This window comes from Deltaproteobacteria bacterium GWC2_65_14 (assembly GCA_001797615.1).
Lineage (GTDB): Bacteria > Desulfobacterota > Deferrimicrobia > Deferrimicrobiales > Deferrimicrobiaceae > GWC2-65-14.
Genome location: MGPV01000020.1, coordinates 23,040 through 36,340 on the forward strand (window position 1 = coordinate 23,040; position 13,301 = coordinate 36,340).

Here is a 13,301-nt window from a genome sequence, read left to right on the forward strand (position 1 = left end):
TGCGCTGCAGCGCGCAAGGGCGCTCGAGCTCGACCTCGTCGAGGTGGCCCCGAAGGCGGACCCGCCGGTCTGCAGGATCATGGATTACGGGAAGTTCAAGTACATGCAGAGCAAGCGGGAGCAGGAGGCACGCAAGAAGCAGACGATCATCCAGGTCAAGGAGATCAAGGTCCGGCCCAAGACCGACGAGCACGATATGAACGTGAAGATCCGCCACATCCGGAGATTCCTCGAGGACGGCGACAAGGTGAAGGTGACCGTCCGCTTCCGGGGCCGGGAGATGTCCTACGCGTCGAAGAGCGGATTCGAGATGCTCCAGCATATCGTCTCCACGGTGTCGGACCTTTCGAAGGTGGAGAGCCCCCCCCGGATGGAGGGGAGGACGATGATGGCGATCGTCACGCCGCTCGCGCAGAAGAGGAAATCTGCCGAAAAGAAGGAAGCGGCCGCCGAGAAGAAGCCGGCGCGGGGAACGGCGAAGAGCGGCAAGGGAAAAGAAGGCGACAAGACGGAAGGGAAGGTTCCGGCCGGCACGGCGGCGCGGCCTGCCGACCCGACGGAGACACAGGAGGAACGGTAATGCCGAAGATGAAGAGCAACCGGGGAGCGAGCAAACGGTTCTCCGCCACCGGTCGGGGAGGCATCAAGCGCGCGAAGCAGGGGAAGAGCCACATCCTGACCGGGAAGACGAAGAAGCGGAAGCGGAACCTGCGGAAGTCCGCGCTGGTCCACCCGACGAACGAAAAATCCATCCGGCGCCTGCTTCCGTACCTGTAGGCGGCGGCCGAGCGAGGGAATGAAATGCCACGCGTGAAACGAGCGGTCCATTCGCACAAGAAACGAAGGAAGGTCCTCAAGGCGGCCAAGGGATACCGGGGCGGGAGAAGCCGTCTGCTCCGGACGGCCAAGGAGACGGTCGCCCGGGCGCTCCAGTACGCCTACCGGGACCGGCGGACGAAGAAGCGGGAGTTCCGGTCGCTCTGGATCATCCGGATCAACGCGGCCGCCCGGGAGAACGGCCTCTCCTACAGCCAGATGATCTACGGCCTGACGAAGGCCGGGGTCGAGGTGGACCGGAAAATGCTCGCCGACATCGCCGTGAGCGACGCGGACGGGTTCCGCACCCTGGCGGAGAAGGCCAGGGCGGCGATCGGGTAGGGGCGCGTCCCGTTGTCCGATCGGTCCGGTCGGATCGAGGAACTCGCCGAGGAGGGGCTGCGCGCCCTGGAGGCGGCGGAGACCGAGAGCGCTCTCCTCGAGATCAAGGGGCGATACTTCGGGAAGAAGGGTGCGCTTACCGAGCACCTGAAAGGGGTGTCGGCCCTTCCCCCGGAGGCGCGGAAGACCCTCGGAGCGGCGGTGAACGCCGCCCGGGGGAGGCTCGAGACCGACTTCGATCGGCGGCTGGCCGGGATCCGGGAGCGCGAACGGATCGCCCGCGAGGGGCGGGACCGCGTGGATGTGACGCTCCCCGGACGAGCCGCGCCGATCGGCCACCGGCACCCCGTCGCCCGGACGATGGCGGAGATCACCGCCGTATTCCAGCGCCTGGGCTTCTCCGTCCGCTGCGGTCCCGACATCGAGACGGACTACTACAACTTCGAGGCGCTGAACATCCCGAAGGAGCACCCCGCGCGGGAGATGCAGGACACCTTCTACCTGGAATGGCCCGGGGGAGACCTCGTCCTGCGGACCCACACCTCTCCCATCCAGATCCGGACGATGGAGACGATGCGCCCCCCCGTCCGGGTGATCGCTCCGGGTGCCGTGTACCGGTGCGACTCGGACATCACCCACAGCCCGATGTTCCACCAGGTGGAAGGGCTCGCGGTGGACCGGGGCACGACGATGGCCGACCTGAAGGGGATGCTGACCGAGTTCTGCCGGATGATGTTCGGCCCCGGGAAACCGCTCCGGTTCCGACCGAGCTTCTTCCCCTTCACGGAGCCCTCCGCGGAGGTCGACATCCGGTGCGTCATCTGCGGCGGCTCCGGGTGCCGCGTCTGCAAGAATTCGGGATGGCTGGAAATTCTCGGATGCGGAATGGTCGACCCGGCCGTGTTCGGGTTCGTGGGATACGATCCGGAAGAGTACACCGGCTTCGCGTTCGGGATGGGAGTGGAGCGGATCGCCATGCTCCGGCACGGGATCGCCGACATCCGCCTCCTGTTCGAGAACGACATCCGGTTTCTCTCGCAGTTCTAGCCGGGCCCGGACCAGGGAGCGAACCTCCGTGAAGATCCTCCATTCCTGGCTCAAGGAATTCGTGGACAGCCGGCTTTCCCCCCGGGAGCTCCAGGATGCGCTCACCATGGCCGGCATCGAGGTTTCCTCCTGCCGTTTCCTCGGGGAGGGGATGGAGCAGGTCGTCACGGCGAGGATCCGAACCCTTTCCCCCCATCCGAACGCGGACAAGCTCTCCCTCTGCAAGGTGACGGACGGTTCCCGGGAATACGACATCGTCTGCGGGGCGAGGAACATGCAGGCGGGGGACATGGTGGCGCTCGCGCGCCCCGGGGCGAAACTTCCGAGCGGGATGGAGATCGGGAAAGCGAAGATCCGGGGGCAGTCCTCCGAGGGGATGCTCTGCTCCGAGCAGGAGCTCGGGATGGCCGAGGAGTCGCCCGGGATCCTGATCCTTCCCGGGGATACGCCGCCCGGGGTTCCGCTGGCCGGAGCGATCGGGATGGACGACTGGCTGCTCGAGGTCGAGGTCACACCGAACCGCGGGGACTGCCTGAGCGTCCTGGGGACGGCCCGCGAGGTCGCCGCGATCACGGGAGAGAAGGTGGTCCTCCCCGACGCGCGGGTGCGGGAAGAGGGGCCGTCGATACGCGACCTGGCCTCCGTCGTGGTGACCGACACGGACCTCTGCCCCCGCTATTCCGCCCGGGTGATCACCGGCGTGAGGGTGGGGCCGTCGCCCCTCCCGGTCCAGAGGCGGCTCGCGTTGTGCGGGGTCCGTCCGATCAACAACATCGTGGATGTCACGAACTACCTCCTGCTGGAGACGGGACAGCCGATGCACGCCTTCGACCTGGACCGCCTCGGGGAGTTCCGGATCGACGTGCGGCGGTCGGGGGAGCCCCGCAGGTTCACCACGCTGGACGGGGTCTCCCGGGAGATCCGCCCGGAGATGCTGCTGATCTGGGACGGGAAGGGTCCGGTCGCGGTGGCGGGGGTGATGGGAGGGGAGAACACGGAGGTGCTCCCGGAAACCCGCCGCGTCCTCTTCGAAAGCGCCCATTTTTCCCCCGCGTCGATCCGTTCGACCTCCCGGAAGCTTTCGCTTTCCAGCGAATCCTCCTACCGGTTCGAGCGGGGGGTGGACCCGGCGGGAACCCTCTACGCCGCGGACCGGGCGATCTTCCTGCTCGCGGAATCGGCCTCGTTCTCCGTCGCCGCCGGCGCCTTCGACGTGGGCGGGAGCGGCGATTTTTCCCGGAAGGTGCCGTTCCGTCCCCTCCGCGCGCGCCGGATCGTCGGGAAGGACTATTCCCTCCAGGAGTGCGCGGCGGTCTTCGAGCGGCTCGGTTTCCGGGTCGAGGGGAAGGAGGGAGATCGCTGGAGCGTCGACGTTCCGCCGCACCGCTTCGACATCGAGAGGGAGATCGACCTGGTCGAGGAGGTGGCGAGGCTATCCGGGTACGATTCCATTCCCACGACCTACCCGGAATCGGATGCGCCGGAATTCTCGAAGGACGACCGCCTGGTCGAGGAGGTCGAGAAGGTCTCCGAGTACCTGCGCACGGCCGGGTTCTGCCAGGCGATCAACTTCTCCTTCGTTTCCGGGAAGGAATGGGAGAAGCATGCCGCACGGCTCGCGTTCGACCCGGCCGACGCGATGCGGCTGTCCAACCCGATCTCGGAGGAGATGACGATCATGCGGCCTCACCTCCTGACCGGGATGCTGCGGAACGTCGGGACGAACCTGCGGCGGTTCCAGGAGGAGATCCGGCTGTTCGAGGTCGGGAAGGCGTACGGAAAATCGATGACCGAGGGGCATTTCGAGGAGCATCGGATCGGGATCGCCCTCCACGGGCGGCGAACTCCCTGGGCATGGAAGGGGGGAGGGGAACCGCTCGATTTCCACGACGTCAAGGGGATCGCGGAATCGGTCCTCCGCCTGCTCGGAAACGGCCCTCTCCATTTCGTTCCCGCTGCGGACCGGCCGTATCTCGAGCCCGGCAGGTCGGCCGAAATCCTCTTGGAGGGCAAGGGGATCGGATGGCTCGGCGCGGTGCACCGCGAGCTGCTCGACGCGGTGGAGATCCCGGGGACGGTCTGGTACGCGGAGCTTCGGCTCCTGGCGGCGATCGCCGCTCCGCGCGTCCCGACCTTCCGGCCGATCCCGAAGTTCCCGCCGGTTTCCCGGGATTACGCCTGCATCTTCCCATTCGACATCCCGGTGGGAGACGTCCTGGCGATGGTGCGCGAGCTCTCACACGAGATCGAAGAGGTTTCGGTATTCGACCTGTACACCGGGGAAAAGATCGGCGCGGGGAACAAAAGCGTCGCATTCCGGGTCCGGATCCAGCCATCGGACAGAACCTTGACGGACGTCGAAGTCCATAGTATACATACCAAAATAGTAAAATTGCTGGAGAATCGGTTCGGCGGTAAGATTCGCACCTCGTAAGTACAGACATAAGGGGGGATGGGATGACGAAGGCTGACCTGGTCGAGATCGTGTACGAAAAGGTGGGCGGCCTCTCGAAGAAGGAGTCGCAGGACATCGTGGAGGCGATCTTCGATACGATGAAGGGTGTCCTGAAGAGCGGAGAAAAGATCAAGATTTCCGGCTTCGGGAACTTCATTCTCCGCGACAAGCGGCCGCGAAAGGGACGCAACCCGCAGACCGGGGACGACATCCAGATCACGGCGCGGCGCGTGCTCACCTTCCGGCCGAGCCAGATCCTGAAGGCGTACATCAACCAGGACAAGGCGTAGAATCCCTCCGGGGGAAGGTGTGGCGGTACCCGAGATCCCGGACAAGTTCTATTTCAAAATTGGAGAGGTATCCTCCATCCTGGGCGTGAAGCCCTACGTCGTACGCTTCTGGGAATCGGAATTCCGCATCTCCCCCTCGAAAAACCGTTCCCGTCACCGCATCTACAAGCGGCAGGAAGTGGAGACGCTCCTCGAGATCCGGCGGCTTCTCTACGACGAGCGGTTCACGATCGAGGGGGCGCAGAAAAAGCTCAGGGAACGGATGAAGGATAGAAGCAAACAGCTCGATCTGGGGCTGGAAGAGAAACAGTACCGGACGGTCCTGAAAAAGGTGAAGAAGGAGCTGGCCGGGATCCGGGAGATGCTGAAACGATGACCCTCGACGAGCTTGCGCAAAGCTGGGCCGGCGAAAAAGGGGAACGGCCCTGGGGGTACTACCTGGTCCTCCTCGAAGCGGAAGGATTCAAGGTCAAGCAGTTCGCCGTCCGGCCGGGGAAGCGGCTCAGCCTGCAGCGGCATCGGCACCGGGCGGAGCATTGGGTTCTCGTCCGGGGAGAGGCGCTGGTCACACTCGACGGACGGAAGGTCCGGATGGCCGCGGGCGGGTCGATCGACATCCCTCTCGGGGCGGTCCACCGGATCGAGAACACCGGGGAGGAGACGGTCGTCGTGACCGAGGTGCAGCAGGGGGAGTATCTCGGCGAGGACGATATCGAGCGACTCGAGGATGACTTCGGCCGGGCCTGAAGGGCGCATTCCCGCGGACTCTTTTTCCCGATGACATTCCCGCCCGGGAAGGGTACCATGAATCCTTCAGGTCGGGGCGTAGCGCAGCCTGGTAGCGCACTTGCATGGGGTGCAAGGGGCCGCTGGTTCAAGTCCAGTCGCCCCGACCATTTTCTTTTCAAAGCAGCCGGTCGAGCGTGACGAATCCATCTCCCATCATCCTCGTGTGCAACGATGACGGCTACCGGTCCGAGGGGATCCTCGCCCTGGCGGAGGCGTTGCGCGCCCTGGGGACCGTCTACGTCGTCGCGCCGGACCGCGAGAGGAGCGCGGCGGGCCATTCCCTCACCCTCTCCCACCCGCTGCGGGTGGAGAAGGTGGGGACCCGGGCCTACGCCGTCGACGGCACCCCGACCGACTGCGTGAACCTCGCCGTGAACGGGATCCTTCGGGGAAAGAAGATCGCCCTGGTCGCCTCCGGGATCAACAAGGGGGCGAACATGGGGGACGATATCACCTACTCGGGGACCGTGGCCGGCGCGATGGAGGGGACGCTGCTGGGGATCCCGTCGATCGCGGTCTCCCTCGCGTCGCGGAACCATTTCCGCTTCGAGGCGTCGGCGAAGTTCACCCACGAGGTGGCCAGGAAGGTCCTCCGCCACAAGATCCCGAAGGATACCCTGCTGAACATCAATCTCCCGAACGTCCCGCCGGAGGAGATCCGGGGGGTCCGGGTGACGCGGCAGGGAAAGCGGATCTACGGGGACGCGATCGTCGAGAAGCGGGACCCGAGGGGAAGGAAGTATTACTGGATCGGCGGCGATTCCCTCGAGCGGGAGGATATCCCCGGATCCGATCTCGAGGCGGTCGAGGAGGGATACATCTCCGTGACCCCCCTCCATCTCGACATGACCGACTACGCGTCCCTGCGCGCGATCCGCCGGTGGAAGTGGTAGCGGGGATCGGGCCGTGCTGGACCGGCACAGGCCGAAGGACGGGCCCTCCGAGGAGGAGCTGGCCCGCCTGAGAGAGCGGATGGTCGCCGAGCAGATCGCTTCCCGCCGGATCCGCGATCCGCGGGTGCTCGAGATCATGCGGGAACTTCCCCGGCACCGGTTCGTCCCCGCCTCGCTCGCCCGCCGCGCCTACGAGGACGCCCCCTTGCCCATCGGCGAGGGGCAGACGATTTCCCAGCCCTACATCGTGGCCGAGATGACCGAAGCCCTCTCGCTCGAGGGGACGGAGCGGGTGCTCGAGATCGGGACCGGCTCGGGGTACCAGACGGCGATCCTCTGCCGGCTTGCCCGCGAGGTGGTGACGACGGAGCGGATCGATTCGCTTTTCCTGTCGGCCCGGACGATCCTCCGCGAGCTCGGCATTTCGAATGTGCGCTTCCGCAAGGGGGACGGAACGCTGGGGTCTCCCGGAGACTCCCCGTTCGACGCGATTCTCGTCACCGCGGCGGCTCCGGACATCCCCGCTCCGCTGTTCGAGCAGCTGGCCGAGGGGGGGATCATGGTGATCCCGGTCGGAGGGCGCTGGGAGCAGGATCTCGTCCGGATCCGGAAGGAGGGCGGGAAGCCGCGGCGCGAGTACCTGGGCGGCTGCCGGTTCGTCCCGCTCCTGGGGAAGCACGGATTTTCGTCGTGATCCCCCGGCTCGCCGCCGCGTGCGTCGCGGCAGCGCTGCTGGCCGCCTGTTCCGGGAGAGTGGGGATCTATCACAAGGTGGAGCCGGGACAGACTTTCTATAGAATTGCCCGCGCATACGGGGTGGAGATCCGGGATCTCATGGCGCACAACGGGATCGAGGACCCGCGGACGCTGCGGACCGGGGAGCTCCTGTGGATCCCCGGCGCCTCCCGCACGGTCCGGGTCCCTCCCTACGAGGGGTCCATGGCCGGCGTCGCCGTCCCCCCCTTTTCCGGGAAACGCTTCGTGTGGCCGTTGCATGGATCGGTTTCCTCCGGTTTCGGGAACAGAGGAGGGCGGCTCCACGACGGGATCGACATCCTCGCGCCCGAGGGAACGAAGGTCCGCGCCGCCGCATACGGAGTGGTGATCTACGCGGGCGACGGGATGAAGGGGTACGGGAACGCCATCGTGATCGACCACGGGGAGGGGGTCACGACACTCTACGCACATTTGCGGGAAATTCGGATAGAATCGGGCGATGCCGTGGCGGAAGGGGAACCGATCGGCACGGTGGGAATTACGGGAAACGCGACCACCCCTCACCTCCACTTCGAGCTTCGCGTGGGGGACCAGGCGGTCGACCCGGAACGATACCTGTAGCGCGGAGGGGAGAGCGATGAACAGGCTGAAGCGGCGGATCCGCAACATCCCCGACTTCCCGATCAAGGGGATCCAGTTCAAGGACATCACGACGCTTCTGGCCGACCCCGCCTCGTACCAGAGAGCCATCGACCTTTTGGCGCACCGGCATTTCGACAAGAGGATCGAGGCGGTCGTCGGGATCGAGGCGAGGGGATTCGTGATGGGGGCGGCGCTGGCCTACAAGCTGGGCGTCGGCGTCATCCTGGTCCGGAAGGCGGGAAAGCTCCCGTACAAGACGGTCTCGGCCTCCTACGACCTCGAGTACGGGAAGGACCGCCTGGAGATCCACGCGGACGCGATCCGCCCCGGGATGAAGGTCGTGATCGCGGACGACGTGCTCGCGACCGGGGGCACGGTGGCGGCGGTGGTGGATTTGCTGACCCGGCTGCAGGCGGATATTGTAGAATGTTGCTTCCTCGCGGAATTGACGGATCTGAACGGACGGGGAAAGCTCAAGGGGAAAAAAGTGTTTTCCCTGATCAAATTTTCGGAATAGGCGGTGGGCCGGGAGAGTCGACGCCGGGGAAGTGCCCCCGTAGCTCAGGCGGATAGAGCAACGGTTTCCTAAACCGTTTGCCGGGTGTTCGAGTCACCCCGGGGGCGCCATCTTTCTTCCCTCCCTGCCGAGGTATCTCTCGATGTCCTTCCGGCGGAATCGCCATTGGTTGCCGCTTTTGTACCCCTTGACGATCCCCTTGCGGGCCAGATCGTTGACGGCATCGGGGCTCATGTCGAGCAGAACGGCCAGGTCGCGCGTCTTCAGGATATTAGGAAGGTTGTCCACTCGGCTGGAAACCTTTCCGGTTTTCGTTTTCTGCGGCATCTTCGATAAAAGAAATAACATACCGTTATACCCTTGTAAACCAGTTTGTAATGCCACACGGGCCGGGATGCCCGGATCCGGAATAGAATACGGTTTCTGTTATTTCCGGGAGATCCGGTGAGGGTTTTCCTCTTTACGATCGTGGGAATCCCGCTCCTCCTGGCCGACGGGATCCTTCTCTACACCTTCCCCTCACAGGCGGGAAGGATCGTTTCGCCGGAGGAGGGATGGCTGATCCTCTGCGGGGCGTCTGTCTACCTGCTCTTCCATTTCCTGTTGCGGAAGCCGGAGCGGTTCTACCTGTGGGGGCACGAATTCTCCCACCTGGTCGTGGCGAAGCTCTTCTTCCGAAGGATTCACCAGTTCCAGATCTCCACGAGGACCGGCGGAAAGGTGGTGATGGACCGGACGAACGTGATGATCGACCTGGCTCCCTACACCGTTCCCCTCTACTGCCTGGCCGCAGCAGCCTCCGCCCAGATCTTCCGCAACGCCTCTACCTGGGTTCCGGACATCTACCTGGTCTTCGCGGCGTTTCTCTTCACGATGCACCTGGTGTTTTCGGCGGAAGGGTTTTTCCACGCGCAGCCGGACCTCACGCGGAGCGGAAGGATCTTCTCCGCGGGGGTGATCCTGCTCTTTCTTCTGCTCTGGATTCCCTGCCTGCTCGCCCCCGGGGCCTCGAAAGGGTGGCGGGGCGCGGCGGATGCCTACCTCGGATGGAAGGCTTCGGGGATCGTCGCCGCGCGGAGCCTGGCCGCCTACTTCCGGGGGCTGCTGCTCACCTGATCGAAATTCCGGCACGAAGGAGCGGTTTTTTTCCCGAAAAGGCAACCGCTTTCTAAACTTTTCGGCTCCGATGGCGTAAAGTATTAAGGGAGTGAGACGATTCCGAAAAGGGGAGTCCGGAGTGGGGAACCGCGGCTTCGGCCGGGACGAGAAAAGCCTTCTCTGGGGCGGGGTCGTGCTGCTCGCAGCCTCCGCGGGGATGGGGGTCGTGGCTGCGTCGGGAACCGGATCCGTGGCGCTGCGCCTTGCGGTCGCCCTCTTCGGGGCAGGCACCGGGGTCCTCCTCCTCCTGCTCCGGTCCCACCTCCTCGTCACCGTTCGTGCCGCCAGGATGCTCTCCGATTCGGTGAAGGCCCACGTGGAAGGATCTCCGGAAACGATTTCCCTCCAGGCAGCGGCAATGGCCGCCTCGGAGCTGCTTCACCGGCATCGGGAGGAGAGAGTTGGGAGCGGGTCGGAGGCGGTTTCCGTCGACTCCCTCCGGGAGGAGATCCGGATAGCCACCGAAGCCCATCAGGATCTTCTCACACACCACCGGGTCACGAAGCGGATGCTCCAGTCGCTTCGCCATGATGAGGTGCTCGATGCGCTCGTATTGGGGATCCGGAACGGCCTCGGCTTCCCCGGGACGATCCTGGGGATCCGGGACCCGGGAGGAAACCTCTTCTTCCGGGGAGACTCCGCCCGGGGCGGGGGAGAGCAGGTGTCCATCCCCTGCTGGGACGAGGACTCCCTTCTGGCGCGTACCCTGTGGAGCGGAACCCCGCTCCTGGTCTCCTCGCTCGGGGAGCACCGGCATACCGATCAAGATCGGAGAGTGCTGGGGGAAGGATCCTCTCTTCTCGTTCCCGTGTTCCGGAAGGGGATCCGGAAAAGTTCGGAGGGAAAGAGTTTCAACAGCCTCCAGTGTTCCGCATACCTGGTGGAAAAGCCGCGCTGCTGGATCGAGGGAGGTCCGCGTCAGGCGGCCCGGGATCCGGAAGCGCTGGACAATCAGAGACGGCAGTGCGCACGGTGCGAGATGTTCGCCGTCCCCGCGATCGTGGTGGCCAGGGAAAGCAACGGCTCCCGCCCCATCGGTCTCGAGGCGACCGCATCCATCGTCTCCCTTGTGGACGAGGCGGCGCTGGCGCTCGACATCGCGGAGTTGTATGAAACTACACGGATCATGTCGGTGACGGACGGGCTTACCGGCCTGACGAACCACCGGGAGTTCTATGCAGCCCTCCGGAGGGAGCTGGAACGGGCGCGACGCTATTCCCACGCCGTTTCCCTTCTCATGATCGACGTCGACGACTTCAAGCGGTTCAACGACCTGCACGGTCACATGGCCGGGGACCGGGCGTTGAGGACGATCGCGGGCCTCCTGATTCAGTGCGTCCGGGCCACCGACATCGTGGCGAGGTACGGAGGGGAGGAGTTCGGGATCATCCTTCCGGAGTCGTCTCCCGTCGGAGCCCAGATGCTGGCCGAGCGGATCAAGACCGAGGTTGCGTCGCACGTTTTCCTGCAGAACGGGCGGGAAGCGGTCCACCTGACGGTGAGCATCGGCATCTACACCTCGGATGCGGGAGCCGCCTCCGAGGACCTCATGGTGGGGTACGCCGACGAGGCGGCCTTCCTGGCGAAACATTCCGGAAAAAACCGGGTTGTCGTGAAGGCGCATGCTTGACCGGGCGGAATTCGAGCGCCAGGAGGCTGCGCGACTGGCTCCCTATGCCGTGAAGAGCTGCGAGACGAGGGGGAGGAGACACCCTGAGCCGGAGGATCCTTTCCGGTCCGTCTTCCAGCGGGACAGGGACCGCGTCATCCACTCGGCTGCCTTCCGACGGCTGGAGTACAAGACCCAGGTGTTCGTGAACCACGAAGGGGACCATTACCGGACCCGGCTCACGCACACGATCGAGGTCTCCCAGATCGCCCGGTCGATCTCCCGCGCCCTCCGCCTGAACGAGGATCTCACGGAGGCGATCGTGCTGGCCCACGACCTCGGCCACACCCCCTTCGGGCACGCGGGAGAGCGGAGAATGGCCGAGTTGATGGAAGGGGAGGGGGGGTTCGAGCACAACCTCCAGAGTCTCCGGGTGGTCGACCTGCTCGAGAAGCGGTATCCCGATTTCGACGGGCTGAATCTCACATTTGAGGTCCGCGAGGGAATCTGCAAGCACAGCTCCCAGTACGACGATCCTCCCTCCGTGGATGAGTTCGACTCTCCCGGGTTTCCCACCCTGGAAGCGCAGGTCGCCGATATCTCCGACGAGATCGCCTACAGCAACCATGACGTCGACGACGGGATCCGTTCCGGAATGCTCTCGGTTTCCGGGATGGAATCGGTTCCGCTCTGGAAGGAAGCGGTCCGGTTCGTTCGGAATGAATATACTGCAATAGATGAGGATATATTACGTTCCCGCTCGATATCATTCATGATATCCGCCCTATCCCGCAACCTGATTCATGCCACGGACGAGCGACTGAAGCGGGAGGGGATCCAGTCGGTCGAGGATGGGAGGAATTGCAGGAATAAGTGTGTTTCCTTTGATGAGAACATGAAGGATAAGAACATGGAATTAAAGAAATACCTATTGGAGAACATGTACGGGAATTACCGGGTGATGCGGATGGAGCAGAAGGCTCGAAGAATCCTCGGCGAGCTGTTTCAGACATACTGCGAACGTCCGCAGCAGCTTCCCCCCCACATCTTTGCCAGGATGAACCAGGAAGGAAAGAAGCGGGTGGTGTGCGACTATATCGCGGGGATGACGGATCGGTATGTCCTGGAGGAATACCGGAAGCTCTTTGATCCGATGGAGAAAGTATAGGGATATCTATTGGGAAAACAAAATGATTTCAAAAGTCGGTTCAAGAAGGCGGTAGAGCGGAATTTTGATCAGAGCGCCCCGATCTACGATACGTTCGAGGCGAAGCATCGTCTGTTCGAAACGCTCACGAAGAAGCTGTGCGAGCTGAACGCCCCTTTTTCCCCGTGCAGGGTACTCGACGTGGGGTGCGGGACGGGGATCTCCACGATATCGATCCACAACTCTTTCGAGTCGCCGCCGGTCATCTACGGGATCGACATCTCCGGGTCGATGCTGCTCAAGGCGAGGGAGCGGTGCAAAGGGCAGGAAAAGATCTACTTCGTCCGGGGCGACGCAGAGCGTCTATCCGAGTATTTCCACGAGGCGTTCGACGCCGTCTTCTATACCGCCTCCATTTTTCTTCTCCCGAATTTTCAGGAGTCGATTTCGCAGGCCAGCCGGCTGATCGTTCCGGGCGGATGCCTTGCGATCAGCTATTACGACGGCCTGTTCGACGGAAAGGGGAGAGATGCCGTGGAAGTCGCCTACCCGGGAGGTTCCTACCGGTATGGAGCGGTTTCCTACCCGGAACTGATGGACTGCCTGAAGGCACAGAAGGGGTTCAAGTCCTCGGAATTCGATTATCGGTTTGAAATCGCAGAGGAATTTCTGTTCGATTTCCTGAGCATCCCGGCCCAGTCCGCAGGAATATTTCCGAAGGTTTCCTATATCGAGCGGATTCCTCTCGTACGGGAATGGAGCCGGAATCTCGTGAAGAAGGTGAGTCCACTGTTTATGGGATGGAAATTCGTCCTTGCGAGAAAGAACGGAAAGTAGCCGCTCCGACCTCTTATTTGACATAATATACATTATCAGACG

At 63.7% G+C, this 13,301-nt stretch carries 15 protein-coding genes, 2 tRNA genes and 1 pseudogene (1 of these 18 only partly in view); all 18 read left to right on the forward strand.

Features of this window, described 5'->3' with window-relative positions:
- Window positions 1–580 (forward strand): annotated as a pseudogene (locus tag A2X88_03275) (translation initiation factor IF-3); it begins 98 nt to the left of the window's first position.
- Window positions 580–777, forward strand: a complete 198-nt coding sequence (locus tag A2X88_03280) for a 50S ribosomal protein L35 (protein OGP34926.1) — start codon at window positions 580–582, stop codon at window positions 775–777. Before A2X88_03275 ends, A2X88_03280 begins: the two are co-directional and overlap by 1 nt.
- Window positions 778–801: 24 nt before the next feature.
- Window positions 802–1,158 (forward strand): 50S ribosomal protein L20, encoded by a 357-nt coding sequence (locus A2X88_03285; GenBank protein OGP34927.1) that lies wholly within the window; start codon window positions 802–804, stop codon window positions 1,156–1,158.
- Window positions 1,159–1,191: 33 nt separating this feature from the next.
- The gene (locus A2X88_03290) at window positions 1,192–2,205 is read left to right on the forward strand and encodes a phenylalanine--tRNA ligase subunit alpha (GenBank protein OGP34955.1); all 1,014 of its coding nucleotides are present in this window, start codon (window positions 1,192–1,194) and stop codon (window positions 2,203–2,205) included.
- Between the two features lie 28 nt (window positions 2,206–2,233).
- On the forward strand, window positions 2,234–4,639 hold the full coding sequence (locus tag A2X88_03295) for a phenylalanine--tRNA ligase subunit beta (protein ID OGP34928.1): 2,406 nt from the start codon (window positions 2,234–2,236) through the stop codon (window positions 4,637–4,639).
- Window positions 4,640–4,662: 23 nt separating this feature from the next.
- A complete protein-coding gene (locus A2X88_03300; GenBank protein ID OGP34929.1) occupies window positions 4,663–4,950 on the forward strand; it encodes an integration host factor subunit alpha in 288 nt (95 codons plus the stop codon).
- Window positions 4,951–4,969: 19 nt separating this feature from the next.
- The gene (locus tag A2X88_03305; protein OGP34930.1) at window positions 4,970–5,326 is read left to right on the forward strand and encodes a hypothetical protein; all 357 of its coding nucleotides are present in this window, start codon (window positions 4,970–4,972) and stop codon (window positions 5,324–5,326) included.
- Complete coding sequence (locus A2X88_03310; protein OGP34931.1) at window positions 5,323–5,697, forward strand: mannose-6-phosphate isomerase; 375 nt, start codon at window positions 5,323–5,325, stop codon at window positions 5,695–5,697. The genes A2X88_03305 and A2X88_03310 overlap by 4 nt, the downstream gene beginning before the upstream one ends.
- A 72-nt stretch (window positions 5,698–5,769) precedes the next feature.
- Window positions 5,770–5,846: transfer RNA gene (locus tag A2X88_03315), tRNA-Pro, on the forward strand.
- 45 nt (window positions 5,847–5,891) lie between these two features.
- On the forward strand, window positions 5,892–6,632 hold the full coding sequence (locus A2X88_03320) for a 5'/3'-nucleotidase SurE (protein ID OGP34956.1): 741 nt from the start codon (window positions 5,892–5,894) through the stop codon (window positions 6,630–6,632).
- 79 nt (window positions 6,633–6,711) lie between these two features.
- A complete protein-coding gene (locus tag A2X88_03325) occupies window positions 6,712–7,326 on the forward strand; it encodes a protein-L-isoaspartate O-methyltransferase (protein OGP34957.1) in 615 nt (204 codons plus the stop codon).
- Entirely contained in the window at window positions 7,323–7,970 is a 648-nt protein-coding gene (locus A2X88_03330) for a hypothetical protein (protein ID OGP34932.1), read from the forward strand. Before A2X88_03325 ends, A2X88_03330 begins: the two co-directional genes overlap by 4 nt.
- 16 nt (window positions 7,971–7,986) lie before the next feature.
- Window positions 7,987–8,508, forward strand: coding sequence for an adenine phosphoribosyltransferase (locus tag A2X88_03335; protein OGP34933.1), 522 nt, complete (start codon window positions 7,987–7,989; stop codon window positions 8,506–8,508).
- Between the two features lie 33 nt (window positions 8,509–8,541).
- Window positions 8,542–8,618: transfer RNA gene (locus A2X88_03340), tRNA-Arg, on the forward strand.
- A gap of 334 nt (window positions 8,619–8,952) precedes the next feature.
- Window positions 8,953–9,624 carry a hypothetical protein gene (locus A2X88_03345; protein ID OGP34934.1) on the forward strand — a complete coding sequence of 224 codons (672 nt, stop codon included), beginning with the start codon at window positions 8,953–8,955 and terminating at the stop codon, window positions 9,622–9,624.
- A 121-nt stretch (window positions 9,625–9,745) separates the two neighbouring features.
- Window positions 9,746–11,296, forward strand: a complete 1,551-nt coding sequence (locus A2X88_03350; protein OGP34935.1) for a hypothetical protein — start codon at window positions 9,746–9,748, stop codon at window positions 11,294–11,296.
- Entirely contained in the window at window positions 11,289–12,443 is a 1,155-nt protein-coding gene (locus A2X88_03355; GenBank protein OGP34936.1) for a deoxyguanosinetriphosphate triphosphohydrolase, read from the forward strand. The genes A2X88_03350 and A2X88_03355 overlap by 8 nt, the downstream gene beginning before the upstream one ends.
- Window positions 12,444–12,452: 9 nt before the next feature.
- Window positions 12,453–13,259 (forward strand): hypothetical protein, encoded by an 807-nt coding sequence (locus A2X88_03360; GenBank protein OGP34937.1) that lies wholly within the window; start codon window positions 12,453–12,455, stop codon window positions 13,257–13,259.
- The last annotated feature ends 42 nt before the right edge of the window (window positions 13,260–13,301 follow it).